At 43.3% G+C, this 18,053-nt stretch carries 14 protein-coding genes; 11 read left to right on the top strand and 3 right to left on the bottom strand.

Features of this window, described 5'->3' with window-relative positions:
• Nucleotides 1–95: 95 nt before the first annotated feature.
• The 6 genes from ACGTN9_RS16945 (at nt 96) to ACGTN9_RS16920 (ending at nt 9,331) form a co-directional block, all read left to right on the top strand.
• The gene (locus ACGTN9_RS16945) at nt 96–1,850 is read left to right on the top strand and encodes an ABC transporter ATP-binding protein (RefSeq protein WP_499594936.1); all 1,755 of its coding nucleotides are present in this window, start codon (nt 96–98) and stop codon (nt 1,848–1,850) included.
• Nucleotides 1,851–1,872: 22 nt separating this feature from the next.
• Nucleotides 1,873–3,717 carry an ABC transporter ATP-binding protein gene (locus tag ACGTN9_RS16940; protein ID WP_499594934.1) on the top strand — a complete coding sequence of 615 codons (1,845 nt, stop codon included), beginning with the start codon at nt 1,873–1,875 and terminating at the stop codon, nt 3,715–3,717.
• 360 nt (nt 3,718–4,077) lie between these two features.
• The gene (locus tag ACGTN9_RS16935) at nt 4,078–5,433 is read left to right on the top strand and encodes a cytochrome ubiquinol oxidase subunit I (protein ID WP_499594932.1); all 1,356 of its coding nucleotides are present in this window, start codon (nt 4,078–4,080) and stop codon (nt 5,431–5,433) included.
• Entirely contained in the window at nt 5,433–6,446 is a 1,014-nt protein-coding gene (locus ACGTN9_RS16930) for a cytochrome d ubiquinol oxidase subunit II (protein ID WP_499594930.1), read from the top strand. The genes ACGTN9_RS16935 and ACGTN9_RS16930 overlap by 1 nt, the downstream gene beginning before the upstream one ends.
• 178 nt (nt 6,447–6,624) lie before the next feature.
• On the top strand, nt 6,625–7,293 hold the full coding sequence (locus tag ACGTN9_RS16925) for a potassium channel family protein (RefSeq protein ID WP_093046178.1): 669 nt from the start codon (nt 6,625–6,627) through the stop codon (nt 7,291–7,293).
• Between the two features lie 316 nt (nt 7,294–7,609).
• Nucleotides 7,610–9,331 carry a pyruvate oxidase gene (locus tag ACGTN9_RS16920; RefSeq protein WP_499595008.1) on the top strand — a complete coding sequence of 574 codons (1,722 nt, stop codon included), beginning with the start codon at nt 7,610–7,612 and terminating at the stop codon, nt 9,329–9,331.
• Between the two features lie 188 nt (nt 9,332–9,519).
• Here the strand turns inward: ACGTN9_RS16920 and rnjA are convergent, their stop codons facing one another.
• Together rnjA and ACGTN9_RS16910 are read right to left on the bottom strand one after the other, a co-directional pair.
• Nucleotides 9,520–11,187, bottom strand: coding sequence for a ribonuclease J1 (gene rnjA / locus ACGTN9_RS16915; RefSeq protein ID WP_028782615.1), 1,668 nt, complete (start codon nt 11,185–11,187; stop codon nt 9,520–9,522).
• Between the two features lie 2 nt (nt 11,188–11,189).
• Nucleotides 11,190–11,402, bottom strand: coding sequence for a DNA-dependent RNA polymerase subunit epsilon (locus tag ACGTN9_RS16910; protein WP_499594927.1), 213 nt, complete (start codon nt 11,400–11,402; stop codon nt 11,190–11,192).
• Between the two features lie 482 nt (nt 11,403–11,884).
• On the opposite strand from ACGTN9_RS16910, the gene ACGTN9_RS16905 reads away from it, so the two are divergent.
• Nucleotides 11,885–12,664 carry a Cof-type HAD-IIB family hydrolase gene (locus ACGTN9_RS16905; protein WP_499594924.1) on the top strand — a complete coding sequence of 260 codons (780 nt, stop codon included), beginning with the start codon at nt 11,885–11,887 and terminating at the stop codon, nt 12,662–12,664.
• An 83-nt stretch (nt 12,665–12,747) separates the two neighbouring features.
• On the opposite strand, the gene def is transcribed toward ACGTN9_RS16905, so the two are convergent.
• On the bottom strand, nt 12,748–13,302 hold the full coding sequence (gene def, locus ACGTN9_RS16900; RefSeq protein WP_499594921.1) for a peptide deformylase: 555 nt from the start codon (nt 13,300–13,302) through the stop codon (nt 12,748–12,750).
• Between the two features lie 199 nt (nt 13,303–13,501).
• Between def and ACGTN9_RS16895 the strand changes: the two genes are divergently transcribed.
• From ACGTN9_RS16895 to ACGTN9_RS16880, 4 genes are all read left to right on the top strand, one after another.
• The gene (locus ACGTN9_RS16895; RefSeq protein ID WP_499594919.1) at nt 13,502–14,254 is read left to right on the top strand and encodes a YkyA family protein; all 753 of its coding nucleotides are present in this window, start codon (nt 13,502–13,504) and stop codon (nt 14,252–14,254) included.
• A 379-nt stretch (nt 14,255–14,633) separates the two neighbouring features.
• Nucleotides 14,634–15,716: a pyruvate dehydrogenase (acetyl-transferring) E1 component subunit alpha gene (pdhA, locus tag ACGTN9_RS16890; protein WP_499594916.1), complete on the top strand. Its 1,083-nt coding sequence runs from the start codon at nt 14,634–14,636 to the stop codon at nt 15,714–15,716.
• A gap of 3 nt (nt 15,717–15,719) precedes the next feature.
• Entirely contained in the window at nt 15,720–16,697 is a 978-nt protein-coding gene (locus ACGTN9_RS16885; RefSeq protein WP_499594914.1) for an alpha-ketoacid dehydrogenase subunit beta, read from the top strand.
• Nucleotides 16,698–16,726: 29 nt separating this feature from the next.
• Nucleotides 16,727–18,052, top strand: a complete 1,326-nt coding sequence (locus tag ACGTN9_RS16880) for a dihydrolipoamide acetyltransferase family protein (protein ID WP_499594913.1) — start codon at nt 16,727–16,729, stop codon at nt 18,050–18,052.
• Nucleotide 18,053 lies beyond the last annotated feature (1 nt).

Here is an 18,053-nt window from a genome sequence, read left to right as displayed (position 1 = left end):
TTTTTAAAAAATTAGCTCAAAAAGGTGGATATTTATTTCGTAACCCGATATATTTATAATTACGTAAAAAATTTACAGAAAGAGGAGGGAGACATATGGATACCTTCAAAAAGCTGAAAGAGTTTTACTGGCCTTATAAAAAGTTTTTCTTATGGTCGCTGTTGTTTTTATTCTTTGTGACAGCAATCACCGTGGTTTACCCAATCATTTTGAAAATTACAATCGATGATGTCGTAGCAGATGAACGTTATAACCTGATCCCTTACCTGGCAGGAGCCTTCATCATCCTGATGGCTATCAAAGGGATTGCCACATACTTACATCAATACTTAGGTGATTTATTCGGGATAACCTCCGTCTATAAATTGAGAGATGAGCTTTATAAAAAGTTGCAGCGTCTCCCGTTCAAGTATTATGACAACGCAAAAACAGGGGATTTGATGTCCCGTCTGACGGCAGATGTGGAAGGTTTCCGGTTTTTCCTTTCCTTCGGCATTGCCGAGCTGATCCGTATCACCTTATTGATTGTCATCAGTCTCAGCGTCATGTTCTATTTCTCCGTACCATTAGCGCTTGTGACGATGGCAGCCATGCCATTTCTGGCTGTTGTCGTTTTTCAGTTCGATAAACGCGTCCATCCAGCTTTCCGGGGCATTCGTAAATCGTTTGGGAAACTGAATACACGCGTGCAGGAAAATATCAGTGGAATGACGACAGTCAAATCACTGTCAAGGGAAGGCTTTGAGATTGGCAGATTCTCCGACCGCAATCAGGACTATCGGCAGAACTACCTGACGACCGCTAACATTTGGGCGAAGTACTTTCCATTGATGGAGTTCATCGGAAATGTTTCCGTTGTCGCATTGCTGGCTTATGGGGGCAGCATGGTGGTAAATGGCAATCTTGGCCTTGGTGAACTGGTCGCATTTTTCAGCCTGGTATGGTACATTCTTGGACCATTGATGAACCTCGGGTTTGTTATCAACCTGTTTTCTCAATCGAAGGCTTCCGGTGAACGTCTCCTTGAAATATTAGAAGCGAAAGAAGATATTCAGGAAAAAGAAGACCCGATAACTCTGAAGCGTTTGAACGGGCACGTCACCTTCCAGGATGTCACGCTCACCTACACGGAAGATGATGATTCAGCATTGAAGAATATCAGTTTTGACGCACCACCAGGCAAGGTCATCGGTTTGATCGGAGCGACCGGTTCCGGTAAAACGAGTATCACTCAATTGATCACCCGTTTCTATGAACCGGAACAAGGAGAAGTCCTGATCGATAGCAAGCCGGTTGATCATTATTCTTTAAAAACATTGAGACGCAATATCGGATTCGTTTTGCAAGAGTCGTTCCTGTTTTCGACAACGATCAAGGAAAATATCGCTTATGGAAACCCGGATGCTACCCTGGAAGAAGTGATCGATGCTGCCAAGCGGGCACAGGCGCATGACTTCATCATGGATATGCCGGATGGTTATGATACGTTGCTCGGGGAGCGCGGAATGGGACTATCCGGTGGACAGAAGCAGCGGATTGCCATTGCACGGGCGATTCTCATCGATCCGAGCATCCTTGTATTGGATGATGCGACTTCTGCAGTCGATATGGAAACAGAATTCAAAATCCAGAAAGCATTGAAAGAAGTGATGGAAGGCAGAACAACTTTCATCATCGCTCACCGAATTTCTTCCTTGAAACATGCCGATGAAATTCTGGTATTGGAAGACGGGGAAGTGAAAGAGCGTGGAACACACGACTTCCTGCTTTCCAATGGCGGTCCATATCAGCGGATATATGATATTCAATACCAGGATAAAGAACAAATTATGAACGCATCCAATATTTGAAATAAAAAAGGGGGGAGTCATCTTGGCACGCAGGCAAAAAACGAAGCCTCAAGAGAATAAACACTTAAACCGGTTCCATTACACCATTGATCAGGCGATCGAGAAACCGTTCAACTGGGAACAGATGGTCCGGTTATTGAAGTATTTGAAACCATACTCAAAAACATTACTGCCGGCAGCAATCATCGCTATGCTGGTATCGACAATTATCCGGTTGGTGGTACCGATCTTAATCGGTAAAGTAGCCATCGATATTGCCATCGCCAATCAGGATGTCAATATGCTGATCCAACTGGTTGTTGGGATCGGCATCCTTTACTTATTCAGTTATCTCGGCAACGTGTTCCGGATCAAATGGGTGAATATCCTGGGGCAGAATGTCATTTATGATCTGCGTCAGCATTTATTTTCCCATGTCCAGCGACTATCCCACCGGTTTTTTGACTCACGGTCAGCCGGTTCGATTTTAGTCCGAATCATGAATGACATCAATTCTTTGCAGGAGCTGTTCACGAATGGAATCATCAATCTGTTGATGGACATCGTGACCTTACTGGGCATCATCATCATTTTGTTTGTGCTTAGTCCAAAGCTTGCACTGGCCATCATGGTCATCCTGCCGATCATGTTCTATATTTCTACTAAACTTCGTCGGAATATCCGCCGTTCCTGGCAGCGGGTAAGGATCCAGCAATCCCGCTTGAATTCCCATTTGAATGAAAGCATCCAGGGCATTCGTATCACCCAGTCGTTTTCACAGGAAAAAGAAAACGCTGAGTTCTTTGATGGCGTCAATACCGATAGTTTTGAAGCGTGGAGGAATGCTACGAAAAAAAGTGCCATGTTCCGTCCATTTGTTGAGATGAGTAATGCAATCGGTACGGTCATCCTTATCTCTTATGGTGCGTGGCTGATTATTCAGGGCCCTGCGAATGGAGGAATTGAAATTGGTACCTTCGTCTCCTTTGCATTTTTCCTGGGAATGTTCTGGGAGCCGATATCACGTCTCGGACAGATGTATAACCAGCTATTGATGGCCATGGCGGCATCGGAGCGAATTTTCGAATTTCTCGACGAGCAGCCGAACGTGGCTGAGAAGCCTGATGCGAAACGTTTAGAGCAAATCAAAGGCCATATTGAATTCGATCGCGTTCAGTTTTCTTATGATGAAAAAAGGATTGCGCTACATGAAATATCACTGGAGATGAAGCAAGGGCAGACAGTTGCACTGGTCGGTCATACTGGTTCAGGTAAGTCCACAATTGCTAACCTTATCAGTCGTTTCTATGACCCTACCAAAGGTGCTGTGAAAATCGATGGAACCGATTTACGTGATGTGACCATTGACAGTGTCCGTCAGCAAATCAGTGTCGTCCTTCAGGATACCTTCATTTTTTCCGGCACCATCATGGAGAATATCCGGTTCGGCCGTCCGGATGCGAGCGATGAGGACGTCATTGAAGCGGCGAAGGTTGTTGGTGCAGATGAATTTATTCAAAGGCTTTCCGAGGGCTATCAAACCGAAGTGGAAGAGCGGGGGAACGTCCTTTCAGCAGGAGAACGGCAATTGCTGTCATTCGCACGCGCCTTGCTTGCAGATCCTCGAATTCTTATCTTAGATGAAGCAACAGCAAGCATCGACACAGAAACCGAGGTAAAAATTCAGTCGGCACTTCGCAGGTTGTTGAAAGGAAGGACGGCGATCATCATCGCACACCGTCTTTCTACGATTCGGGAAGCGGATAACATCATCGTTCTTGAGCATGGTAAAATTCTGGAACAAGGAAGTCATGATGAACTGATGGAACAAAAAGGGGAATATTACGACTTAGTGAAGACACAATTCCAGATGCTCGACGCCATATAGTAATAGCTAAAAAACGCTTGGATCTTGATATCCAGGCGTTTTTTTTGCATGGTCTTGTTAAAATAAAGCACCGTTTGTGGAACATTGGTTTTGTTTCTTTTTATTTTATGGAATAACATCTAGGCTATCTTAACTTGGACATTTAATAACCCCACTAATTTCTATGTCTGAAGTTTTTCTTTAGACAAACACTAATTATTTATTATAAGATAAAATTACCAGCAAGTATGTGAAGTTTGTCACAAAATAGTCGTTATTTTAATGAAATTAAAACGATTTCACGTATTATACTAGTCTTAGTATTTTTAGGGTAGAGTAACCATAGAAAGGTACTTATTGTTACATGGGGAGGGAACATGTTTGTTTGAATTAGATAATGTTATGCTAAGCAGGTTATTGACTTCGTTGACGCTTGGATTTCACATCATTTTTGCCACTATTGGAGTAGGGGTCCCATTGATGATATCCATCGCGGAGTTTATGGGAATTAAAAAGAAAGATCCCAACTATACATTATTGGCCCGTCGATGGACGAGAGGATTCATCATCCTTGTTGCAGTCGGGGTTGTGACGGGTACGGCTATTGGATTGCAATTATCTTTATTATGGCCAAGCTTCATGCAAGTGGCGGGAAATGTCATCAGTTTGCCGTTGTTCCTGGAAACATTCGCATTCTTTTTTGAAGCAATCTTTTTAGGTGCATACTTATATACCTGGGACAGATTCAAAAATCCGATTTATCACTGGTTATTATCGATTCCGGTGGTTATCGGAGCCGGGATGTCCGCATTTTTCATCACTACAGTGAATGCATTCATGAATACGCCGCAAGGATTCGAAGTCAAGGATGGGGCGCTCGTTAATGTCCAGCCGCTTGTCGCCATGTTCAACCCGGCGACACCTACAAAAGTATTCCATGTGCTTTCCACTGCTCATTTAACTTCCGCAGCTATTCTCGCTGCGATTACAGCTTTTTATATCATCAGAAATAAAAATAGCGATTACCATAAGAAGGCACTAAAACTCACGGTAGGTTCGATTTTCATTTTCGCCTTGCTGACAGCGGTGGCCGGTGACTTATCCGCTAAATTCCTGGCTCATGAGCAGCCGGAAAAACTGGCCGTTGCCGAATGGCACTTTGAAACGGAAGAGGGGGCTGACCTGATTCTGTTCGGCCGTCTGAATGAAGTGAATGAAGTGGAAAATGCCCTCCGGCTGCCCAACGCGTTAAGTTTTTTAGCTACGGGTGATTTTAATGGAGAAGTAGTCGGTTTGGATCAGTTTCCTGAAGATGAAATCGCACCATTTTGGGTCCACTATATGTTCGACCTGATGGTTCTGATCGGTTTTTACTCCTTGGGCGTTTCATTATTGTATTTAATCGTTGCTAAAATAAAAAAATGGAATGAAAACAATAAATTTCTGCTGTGGCTGATTTTCCTCAATGGACCCTTGGCGATGCTGGCGATCGAATTCGGCTGGATCTATGCTGAGGTAGGCCGGCAGCCATGGATTCTGCGGGGATACATGAAAGTGGCAGAAGGCGCCACGACATCTCCTAATGTCGGCTGGATGCTGTTGTTATTCATTCTCTTGTATACTGTTTTAGGAATAGGTGTCATCACTGTGCTGCGCAAATTATTTAAGAACAACCCGGCGGAATCAGAACTGGAACGGCACTATCCAGATTTTAAAACTGAAGGGGAGGAGCGCTGATGGCATACGAACTGATAGGAATAACTGTCTTGTGGATCTTTTTATACGGGTATTTAATCGTAGCCTCTATCGACTTCGGGGCAGGATTCTTTGCTTATTATGCAAAAGTCACGAAAAAAGACCACTTGGTTAACAAATTGATATCTCGTTATTTGTCACCGGTTTGGGAAGTGACTAATGTCTTTTTCGTCTTCTTCTTCGTCGGTCTGGTTGGTTTCTTCCCGGATTCGGCTTATTATTTCGGGCAAACCTTGCTGGTGCCGGGAAGTATCGCAATCGTATTGATTGCTATCCGTGGCTCCTTTTACGCTTTTGAAAATTACGGTTCAAAACAAAGCAGTGTGTACTTGTTTCTGTATGGTGCGACCGGCTTGCTGATCCCTGCTTCGTTGTCCACTGCACTTACTATTTCCGAGGGAGGCTTCATTGAGGAAACGTCAGAGGGAGTCCATCTCCTTACCGGGGCACTATTGAAAAGCCCTTATTCCTGGAGTGTCGTATTTCTAGCGATCGTATCTGTACTCTATATCAGCTCGGCATTCTTAAGCTTTTACGCACACCGTGCTGATGACAGGGGAGCATTGGATTTAGTTCGGAAATACGCATTATTTTGGAGTTCACCCACGATCATTGCGAGTTTGACGACATTCATTGCGATGAGTCAGCATAACCAGGAGCACTTTAATCGCATGATGGAATTATGGTGGGTATTCGGGCTGTCTGTAGGGTTTTTCATGATCGCTATCTATTTAATCTATCAAGGGAAGTACTATGGTTGGGCTTTCATAGCGGTTATGTTTCAATTCCTGACTGCCTTTTTCGGTTATGGAGCTTCCCATTTACCTTACCTGCTTTATCCTTATGTGACCCTGTCAGAAGGTGTGGTCAATGACGCCATGGGGCTTGCGCTGGTCATCGCCTTCATTGCAGGATTGTTCCTTCTTATCCCATCGCTTGTATTGTTGATGAGGATGTTCCTGTTTGATGCCGATTATGTAAAAGGAAAAAAATAAACACGTACAGCCTCCCAAACAAGCGGGGGGCTGTTTTTTAATGTATATAACCTGAAATGATGCTGTATAGCGGGCTGCATTCAGCACCAGCGCTTGCGCTTTTGTTTTATGTCGTACGTAAGGCGGAATTATGATAAAATTACATCTATCTGATGTCAGCAAAAATGGAGGATTTAAGATGAAAAAGGAATATGCAGTCATAGGTTTGGGCCGTTTTGGCGGAAGTATCTGCCGGGAATTGAGCCAGGAGGGGCTGGAGGTATTAGCGATCGACCTGGATGAAGATAAGGTCAATGAGTACAAAGAAATCGCTTCTCATGCTGTTATTGCCGACTCCACGGACGAAACAGTGTTAAGGGAACTTGGAATTCGGAACATCGATCATGTCATCGTTGCCATTGGTGACAATATCCAGGCGAGTCTGTTGACCACTGTCATATTAGAAGAGCTCGGAATTAAAAAAATAACCGTGAAAGCTCAAAATGATTACCATGAAAAAATACTAAGCAAAATCGGTGCAGACCATGTCATCCATCCCGAACGTGACATGGGTAAACGAATTGCTCACAATATCATGTCCAATAATATATTAGATTACATTGAGCTCTCCGACGATCACAGTGTGGTCGAGGTTAAAGCAGGAAGTAAGATGAGCGGACAATCACTCGTCGATCTCGACATCCGTGCCCAGTATGGATGTAACGTGGTCGCCATCAAGCGTCAGAAAGATGTCATCGTTTCTCCAATGGCTACCGAAATGATCCAGGAGGGCGACATCTTGATTGTCATCGGCGCAGACAAAGACATCTCCCGCTTCGAGAAAAATCTTGTGGTAGAAGATGATTGATTAAATTATCGAACAGCTGAGCATGAAGCTCAGCTGTTCTTTTTTTGTTTGGCTAGGAAATTATAAAGTTTTCTTTTTGAGGATAACTTTCGGTAGTGGGTGTCATCCAGCTCCAGCGCCTACCCCCTCGAGGTCTTAAGTCAATCCTCTCTGTGACAAAAAAACGTCACGCCGAGGCTTGTCTTAAGCTTGTCGGGGGTGAGCAAGGCGCTTGCGCTTTTGTTCGTTTCAGGGAAATTATAACCTTAGGTTTGCTTTTCTTGTTTAGGGAAATACTCCATTGTATGAGAGATTTTCAAGAGGAAGGATGATGGCATTGTTAGAGAAACGAACAGGTACCGTAATGACCGAGATGTTATTAGATTGGGGTATAAACCATGTTTACGGAATGCCCGGCGATTCGATCAATGAATTGATCGACGATCTAAGAAAGCAGGAAGAGAAGTTGAAATTCATACAGGTTCGTCATGAAGAAGTAGGGGCTCTTGCAGCAGCTTCCTATGCGAAGCTCACCGGGAAGATTGGTGTATGTATGTCAATTGCAGGACCCGGTGCAGTCCATCTGATGAATGGTCTTTATGACGCCAAAGCAGACAGAGCTCCTGTACTGGCGATTGTAGGACAGGTGCACAGCGAAGAAATCGGAACGGATGCCTTTCAGGAAATCAATTTAGAGCGTATGTTTGATGATGTCGCCGTCTTTAACAAACGTGCAGCAACTGAAGCACAGCTCCCTGACCTGTTGAATCAAGCGATCCGGGAAGCTTATGTGAAAAAAGGGGTTTCTGTACTGATTGTGCCGGATGACCTCTTCGCGAAAAAATTCAATAATGATAGCAGACTTACTTCACAAGGTTATTACCGTCCTGAAGTTTTCCCTTCAGAAAAATCATTGAAAGAAGCAAGGTCACTACTTGATGATGCGAAAAAGCCAATTATTTTAGCAGGAAAAGGTGTGAAGAATGCAAGTGAGGAGCTGGTGTCATTTGCCGAACATATCAAAGCACCAATCATTCTCAGCTTGTTAGCTAAAGGTGTCATCCCGGATCAACATCCGCTTTGTCTTGGGCAGCACGGACAAATCGGCACCAAGCCAGCTTATCACGCTATGATGGACGCGGATTTAATTGTTTTGATCGGTACGCAGTTCCCATACCGCGATTTTCTACCGGATGGCGTAAAAGCGATTCAGATTGATAATAAGCCTGAAAATCTTGGAAAAATGTATCCAGTTGAGGTAGGGCTGGCAGGGGATGCAAAGGAAACACTTGCTTACCTGACTTCCCATATGAGTGAAAAGAAGGACGATTCCTTTTTAAAAGAGTATCAAGGAAAAATGAAAGAATGGCATACCAAGCTGCTTGAAGAAAAAAAGCTGGAACAAAATCCAATGCATGCCCCGCAAGTCATGTACCAGCTGGAACAAGTAATGGAAAAGAACGCGGTCATTTCTTGTGATGTAGGAAATGTAACGGTATGGGTGACACGATTTTTACCCTTATTACAACAGGACTTCATCATATCCGGCTGGCTGGCTACCATGGGGAGCGGTCTGCCAGGAGCTATTGCGGCTCAGCTTGCGTATCCAGACAGACAGGCGATTGCCATTTGCGGTGATGGCGGCTTTACCATGGTTTCTCAAGACTTTGTCACAGCTGTAAAATATGATCTGCCAGTCAAAGTGATTATCTTGAACAACAAATCAATTGGTATGATTAAATATGAGCAGCAGCAAATGGGGCACCAGACGTATCAAACAGATCTTGGGGAAATGGACTTTGCCAAGTTTGCAGAATCATGCGGTGGAGAAGGATACCGCGTAGAGAAGTATGAAGACTTGGAAAGCAGTATGAGTCGAGCCTTTGCCAGTAACAAACCTGCCATCATTGATGTTGTCATTGAAGAGCAGGCGCCGTTGCCAGGCCATATCAATTACACTCAGGCTGTCAATTACAGCAAATTTTTGATAAAAGAATTCTTCGACAGTGGGAAAATCGAGCTGCCTGATATGAAGAAAACTATTGATCGTCTATCCTAACGATAGCGAACGTTTAGTACGAGCTTAGATGGAGATAAATCTACTGGTGAATTATCCCTATTCTACAGTTAGGGAAGAAGTTTATCTGCCTGATACTTTTAACTATAGAAAAGGAGCTCAGCTCATGAAGCTGGCTCCTTTTCTATAACATATAATAAAGCCCGGACAGTTAAGTCCGGGCTTTTTCATTAAACCTCCATGATGATCGGAAGGATCATTGGACGGCGTTTGGTTTTGTCGAATAAGAACGGTGCGATGGTATCCGTGATTTCATTTTTAATCTCGGACCATTGAGTGGTACGACGTTCCATTACTTTTTCCACATGATTAGAGACAAGCTTCTGAGCTTCTTTGATAAGATCCTCGGATTCACGCATATAGACGAAACCGCGTGAAATGATGTCTGGACCGGAAGCGATCTTGAACTCTTTCATATTAATGCTTACGACCACAATAACCAGACCTTCTTCAGAAAGGATACGGCGGTCACGTAATACGATATTTCCGATGTCACCAATACCACTTCCATCCACGTAGACGGAGCCGGATGGAATCTTGCCGGCAATCATGGCATTGTCTTTACCGAGTGCAAGGACATCACCATTATCCATAACGAAGCAGTCACTTGGATCCAAATTACATTGCTGTGCCAACTTCGTATGTTCTTTCAACATACGGTATTCACCGTGGATCGGCATAAAGTATTTCGGCTGAATCAGACGAAGCATCAATTTCATTTCTTCCTGACTTCCATGTCCGGAAGTATGAATATCATTCAATGGGCCGTGAATGACATCTGCTCCGTTACGGTAAAGCATATTGATTGTTTTAGATACACTGAGCGTGTTCCCAGGGATTGGGGAAGACGAGAACACGACCGTATCTCCAGGCATGATTTGAATTTGACGGTGTGTACCATTGGCAATACGGGATAGAGCTGCCATCGGCTCCCCTTGGGAACCGGTACACAGAATCATAACTTCATGTGCTGGAAGACGGTTGATTTGGTGCGCATCAATGAAAGTATCCTTAGGAGCCTGGATATAGCCAAGCTCTTGCCCGATACGGATGGACGATTCCATGCTGCGCCCAAAAACGGCAACTTTGCGGTTATGCTTAACCGCTGCTTCTACCGCTTGCTGCAAACGGTAGATATTTGAAGCGAATGTCGCAAAAATCACACGTCCGTTAACACGGCTGAAAATATCCTGGATGCTTTGTCCGACGACACTCTCAGACTTTGTAAAACCTGGGACTTCACTATTCGTACTATCCGATAATAATGCTAAAACGCCTTCTTTTCCGATTTCAGCCATTTTTGCTAGGTCAGCTGGCTCTCCAACCGGGGTGAAATCAAATTTGAAATCACCGGTATGCACAATGTTCCCTGGAGGAGTTTTGACTACTACTCCGAATGAATCCGGGATACTGTGTGTTGTCCGGAAAAAGGATACGGATGTCTTGCGGAATTTGATGACATCGTCTTCCTGAATGATGTTCAACTTTGCATTACGCAATAATCCGTGTTCATCTAATTTATTCTTGATAAGTCCGATCGCTAATTTTCCAGCATAAATTGGCACATTGATTTCACGTAGAAGATAAGGAATGCCGCCAATATGGTCTTCATGTCCGTGGGTGATGATAAGACCTTTGATTTTATCCTGGTTTTGCACTAAATAGGTATAATCAGGAATGACATAGTCGATTCCAAGCAATTCATCTTCCGGGAATTTGATACCCGCATCAATCAGAATGATTTCATCCTGGAATTGGACTCCGTATGTGTTCTTCCCGATTTCACCTAAACCGCCCAGTGCAAAAACAGCGGTTTGATCGTTTTTAACAAACTTCATGATCAGCTGTTCTCCACTTCGAAATCATCTTTAGTCTGTTGTTCATAATTCAGGTGGTCCTCATCTAACACCTGAATGAATTCAATATTGATCCCACGATCGGACAGTTGTTCACGTACTTTTCTTTCTGTTTCTGCTTCAACGTACATTGCTTTTGTACGTTCTCGAACAGGAACTTCGTATGGAAGCTCCTGGTATAAAACTTTATATACCATTTTCTAATATCTCTCCTAACTACTAGTAATTTCCACATTCTTGTCCTAGCAACAATGATAGCATGTTTTTTTATCGGATGGTATTTCTAATCGATTATTGTTTCTGCTCCTAAATCGTAGGAGAAGACCGTCTCAGGCTAATGTTTTCCGCTTCCAAAAATCTTTCCAACGTTTCTTGAGCTTTCTTCTTAAGCGCTTCAGCATAGCACTCATCTCCTTTCAAGGTGATGAAGAAAACAAGCAAAACGTTCAACCGACCCAATCCCGTTACTAATAGTATAATACGGTTTGATGAATAATGAAACAAAGAACTATTGATATAAAGGATTTATTATCCATCAGAGCCCAATATTGGGGCTTTCGAAAGCTGTAGTTACTTATAGTTTTTCCCTTCTCATCTTGTTTCAGTCATGCTATTGTGTATTCATTGTTGAAAAATGACAAATACAGAGTGATAGGATCGCAGCAGGAGGATGAAATATATGAATAAAAAAATTGCATTTTTTGATATCGATGGTACCTTGCTTGATCACAATAAACAGCTGCCGGAAGAAACGGTGCTGGCTATTAAGCGGCTGCAAGAAGAGGGAGTATACTGTGCGATTGCCACAGGCCGGGCTCCCTTTATGTTTGAAGATATCAGAAAAACACTCGGGATCGAATCTTTCGTAAGCTTCAACGGTCAATATGTAGTCTTCGAAGGGGAAGTCATCTATGAAAACCCGCTTGCTACTGAAGAATTGACGACATTGTTCGAGCATGCTAATCGCACAGGACACCCGATGGTCTTCATGAATCACGAAGAGATGAAAGCGACTGAACCTGATCACGGGCATATTTCTGAGAGTATGGGGTCTTTGCACTTTGAATATCCGGATATTGATGATGCATTTTATGAGGATAAAAATATTTATCAATCCCTGTTATTCTGTGAAGGGGATGAGATAGAGGAATATCGTGGGGAACATGATTCTTTTGATTTTATCCGTTGGCACCCAAAAGCCTGTGACGTGCTGCCAGGTGGAGGTTCGAAAGCAGAAGGAATCAAGAAAATGATAGAAGCCGCAGGGCTCCGCATCGAAGATTCCTATGGTTTCGGTGACGGACCGAATGATAAGGAAATGATGGAAGTGGTCGGCACAGCAGTAGCAATGGGCAACTCCATTCCGGAACTGAAATCACTTGCTGATTACGTAACTGATGACGTGGATGAAGGCGGATTAGTCAAAGCTATCCAGGAAGTCGGCCTTCTGAAAAACTAAATATCTGTATAAAAAAGCTTAGAGTCTCGTAGTTACTCTAAGCTTTTTGGTTACTCACTTTTTTTAAATGAAGGTGTTGTCTTTTAATGATCCAGCGGTTTCGCATTTTCCGGTTCTTTGAATGGATTATCAGGATCGATATGATCGTAGAACATTACTCCATTCAAATGATCGATTTCATGCTGGAAGACAATTGCTGCAAAGTCCCGGAGTCGTAACTTCACTTCATTTCCTTCCAGGTCAGTCGCCTTGATAGTAACACGTGCATAGCGTGGGACATACCCTGGGACTTCCCGATCCACAGAAAGACAGCCTTCTCCGCTGGTGAGATAAGCTTTCTCAACTGAATGGCTGACGATTCTGGGGTTGAATAAGCCATAACTATATAATTTTTCATTGAAGTCAGTAAAATGGACAGCAAGCATACGCTTGGACAAACCGATTTGAGGAGCTGCCAACCCTACGCCAGGCCGGAGGTTATATCGATCGCAAATTTGCTCATCCTGGCTGTTTCTTAAATATTGCAGCATTTCTCCTAACGTTTCTTTATCTCCTTCAGACGGGGGAAGGTCAACTTCACTCGCAACCTCTCTCAGGATCGGGTCCCCCTCGCGGATAATATCCTTCATAGTAATCATTCCAAAGTCCATCCTTTCTCTCTATCTTCGAATATCTTCATATAGTTTAACATAGATAACATTGGAAAGGTTAAATGATGATACAGTCGTGTTTAAATGGATTGGATAAAATATCCTTCCAATTTAAAATCATTTATTATACTATTAAAACTATGATGAAAAGTATGGAATTATCCATACGCCTTAAGGAGGAAGTTTTGTGTCATTAAGAAAGCTATACATACCATTAACCCTCATCTTAGTAGTGTTGGCAGCCTGTAATAATGGTCCAGCCCCGGAAGAACAGATTTATGAACACCTGGAAAAAGCCGTATCATTAGAGGAAGAGTTCCGTAAACAACAACAGCCTATCGTAGAGCTGGAGCGTAAAGAGCAGGAACTGTATAACAAAATCATCAACCTAAGTATGGAAGAGTTTGATCAAATTAAAGAATACTCCCAGGAGGCAGCTGGATTAGTGGAAGAGCGTCAGCAAAAAATCGAGCTGGAGAAAGAGAGCATTGATGCTGCTAAACAGGAGTTTGATAAAATCGAGCCCCTTATCGATGATTTAGATGAAGAAGAACAGGCAGGAGCCAAAGAAAAAGCAAAGGCTCTGGTCGAAACGATGAACAATCGCTATGATGCATATCAGCAACTATATGAAGATTACCAGGCAGCCATTGGGCTGGATAAAGAGTTATATCAATTATTACAGAAAAAAGAATTAGAAGAAGAAGCTTTACAGAAGCACATCGAAAAGATCAATGATAGTTATGATAAGGTGATTAAGTCGAACGAAACTTTCAATAAGTATACCGAAGAATACAATGAACAGAAAAAAGCTTTCTATGAAGCGACAGACTTGAATGTCGAATATAGTGAAGAGGATAAAGACGTTTCCGGCTCAGAATCGAATGATTCAAAGAAAGAAGAGAATGCGGAGAACGACGAACAAAATAATGAAGAATAGAAAAACCGCCATCGGCGGTTTTTTTGTCTTTCTATATGATACAGCTGATAGGAAAATCTGAAACAGGGGGTGCGGCGTAATCAGGTCACCAACCTGTTCCACCCATGCTTTGCTAGCTGTTTTTCTAAAAGGGTAATTTAAATTAATACAAACTGTTTGACGTTACCTAGTAACTTGAGCTAAACTACATACAGAACATTTCATTGTACCAATTGTTTTTGTGTTCTTATTGTAACAGTTTCCGTTGTATAAGGCTTATGATTAATATAAATGGCTAAAGGGTAAAAGAATAAGAGCAAATCGGTACAGGTTTTTGCAGCTTTTGGGAAAGCTAAGGAAAGTAACCATTTTTTTAATAGGAAGGAAGAGGTGAATCAGTTTGAAACGCTCACTTGAAAACATTGAAAATCAGTTCGAAATGTTTCAAATTCTGAATGAAAAAGGCGAAGTAGTAAACGAAGATGCGATGCCAGAACTTTCAGACGATGATTTGAAAGAAATTATGCGCCGCATGGTTTACACCCGTATTTTAGACCAACGTTCGATTGCCTTGAATCGTCAAGGCCGTTTGGGATTCTATGCTCCAACAGCAGGACAAGAAGCTTCCCAGCTAGGAAGCCATTTTGCACTTGAAAAAGAGGATTTTATCCTGCCAGGATATCGTGATGTACCACAATTGATCTGGCATGGTCTTCCATTGTATCAGGCGTTCCTTTTCTCCCGTGGTCATTTCCATGGTAACCAAATGCCAGAAGGTGTGAATGCTGTCAGCCCGCAAATCATCATTGGTGCACAGATCACGCAAGCTGCTGGTGTTGGAATCGGAATGAAGAAACGTGGTAAAGACGCTATTGCAATTACTTACACTGGAGATGGCGGTGCCTCTCAAGGTGATTTCTACGAAGGAATCAACTTTGCTGGTGCATTTAACGCTCAAGCAGTATTCGTTGTCCAAAACAACCGTTATGCGATTTCCGTACCAGTCGAAAAGCAATCTGCAGCACAAACAATTGCGCAAAAAGCAGTTGCTGCTGGTATCGAAGGAGTCCAGGTGGATGGTATGGACGTATTAGCTGTTTATGCTGCTACAAAAGATGCGCGTGAACGTGCTATCAACGGTGAAGGTCCGACATTGATCGAGACACTTACTTACCGCTATGGTCCACACACAATGGCCGGGGACGATCCGACCCGTTACCGTACAGAAGAAACTGACAACGAGTGGGAAGCGAAAGACCCGATTGTCCGTTTCCGTACGTTCCTTGAAAATAAAGGCCTATGGTCTGAAGAAGAAGAAAATGAAGTGATTGAACAGGCGAAAGAAGATGTCAAAGCTGCGATCAAGAAAGCGGACGAGCAGCCAAAACAGAAAGTCACTGAACTTATGGACATCATGTATGAAGAACTTCCTGCCAGCCTGAAAGAGCAAAGGGAAGAATACGAGGCAAAGGAGTCGAAGTAAACCATGGCACAAATGACAATGATCCAAGCCATCACTGATGCGATGCGCACAGAATTAAAAAATGATGAAAATGTGCTAGTCTTCGGTGAAGACGTCGGCCAAAACGGCGGTGTTTTCCGAGCAACTGAAGGCTTACAAAAAGAATTCGGTGAAGAACGTGTATTTGATACACCACTAGCTGAATCTGGAATCGGCGGCATGTCAATCGGACTTGCTCTTCAAGGATTCCGTCCAGTACCTGAAATCCAGTTCTTCGGTTTCGTTTTTGAAACAATGGATGCAATCAGCGGGCAAATGGCTCGTTATCGTTATCGTTCCGGTGGTACCCGTACCATGCCGATCACTGTTCGTTCCCCATTCGGTGGCGGTGTACACACACCAGAACTTCACGCGGACAGCCTGGAAGGGTTGATGGCACAGCAGCCAGGTCTGAAGGTAGTCATTCCTTCTAACCCTTATGATGCAAAAGGATTGTTGATTCAATCTATCCGTGATAATGATCCGGTTATCTTCCTTGAACATATGAAGCTTTATCGTTCCTTCCGTGAAGAAGTTCCAGAAGAGGAATATGCCATCGAACTAGGCAAAGCGGAAGTGAAACGTGAAGGTAAAGATGTTACTTTGGTTGCTTACGGTGCGATGGTCCATACTGCATTGAAAGCTGCCGACGAACTGGAAGAAAACGGAGTTTCTGCAGAAGTGATCGACTTACGTACGGTTGCTCCGGTTGATTATGAAACGATTCTGGAATCCGTCAAGAAGACGAATCGCGCTGTCGTACTTCAGGAAGCACAAAAGCAAGCTGGTATCGCTGCTGCTGTCGTTTCTGAAATTCAGGAAAAAGCGATTCTGCATCTGGAAGCGCCAGTACTGCGTGTAGCTGCTCCAGATACAGTTTATCCATTCTCTCAAGCGGAAACAGTATGGCTTCCAAACCATAATGACGTTGTAGAGAAAGTCAATAAAGTAATGAACTTTTAATTGAAACCTAGAAAAGGGAGGCAATATTCGTGGCTTTCGAATTTAAACTACCGGACATCGGTGAGGGCATCCATGAAGGCGAAATTGTAAAGTGGTTTGTCAAAGCCGGTGACGAAGTAAAAGAAGACGATGTTCTTTGTGAAGTACAAAATGATAAAGCTGTCGTAGAAATCCCTTCTCCTGTTGAAGGTACCGTTAAAGAGGTATTAGTCGAAGAAGGTACAACCACTACTGTCGGTACTACCATCATCACATTCGACGCGGAAGGCTATGAGTCTGATGACAGCGGAGACGACAAGCAGGAAGAAGCTCCAAAAGAAGAAAAACAAGAAGAAAAGAAATCAGAAGAGCCGGCTGCAGAAGACAAAGGTGCAGCGAAAGAAGAAGCTCCTGCTGCAGACGATGAAGAAGTAGATGAAAGCAAGCGTGTCATCGCTATGCCATCTGTACGTAAGCATGCCCGTGATAATGATGTAGACATCCGTAAAGTTCAAGGGTCTGGCAAAAATGGCCGCGTGACTAAAGAAGATGTTGATGCATACTTGAGCGGCGATCAGAAACCAGCAGCTGATGCAGGAGAAGCAAAAGAAGAAGCACAAGATCAGCAAGCTGCTGCTTCCAGTGAAAAACAACAGCCTGTACTGGAAGGCCAATATCCAGAAACACGTGAGAAGATGAGCGGCATCCGTAAAGCAATCGCTAAAGCGATGACTAATTCGAAGCATACTGCTCCTCACGTAACATTGATGGACGAAGTAGACGTGACAGAACTTGTTGCACATCGTAAGAAGTTCAAAGCTGTAGCTGCTGAGCAGGATATCAAGCTGACTTATCTGCCATATGTAGTGAAGTCATTAGTATCTGCTCTAAGAAAATATCCTGTCCTAAATACGCAAGTTGATGACGAAACGGATGAAATTATTCAGAAACACTACTATAATATTGGTATCGCAGCAGATACTGACAAAGGATTGCTTGTACCAGTCGTAAAAGATGCTGATCGCAAATCCGTATTCGCTATCTCAAGCGAGATCAATGAACTTGCTGTGAAAGCTCGTGACGGTAAACTATCATCCGAAGAAATGAAGGGCGGTTCCACTACGATCACTAATATCGGTTCAGCAGGTGGACAATGGTTCACACCGGTTATCAATCATCCGGAAGTAGCTATCTTAGGTATTGGCCGTATTGCTGAAAAACCTGTTGTACGTGACGGCGAAATCGTAGTCGCTCCAGTTCTTGCAGTGTCCTTGAGCTTTGACCACCGTATTATCGATGGTGCTACAGCTCAGCATGCAATGAACCACATCAAGCGTTTACTGAACGATCCACAACTAATTATGATGGAGGCGTAAA

Origin of the sequence: Halobacillus sp. B23F22_5 (genome assembly GCF_043497085.1) — a bacterium.
Lineage (GTDB): Bacteria > Bacillota > Bacilli > Bacillales > Halobacillaceae > Thalassobacillus.
The sequence above is the reverse complement of the archived record's forward strand: the minus strand, read 5'-3'. Positions and strand labels throughout refer to the sequence as shown.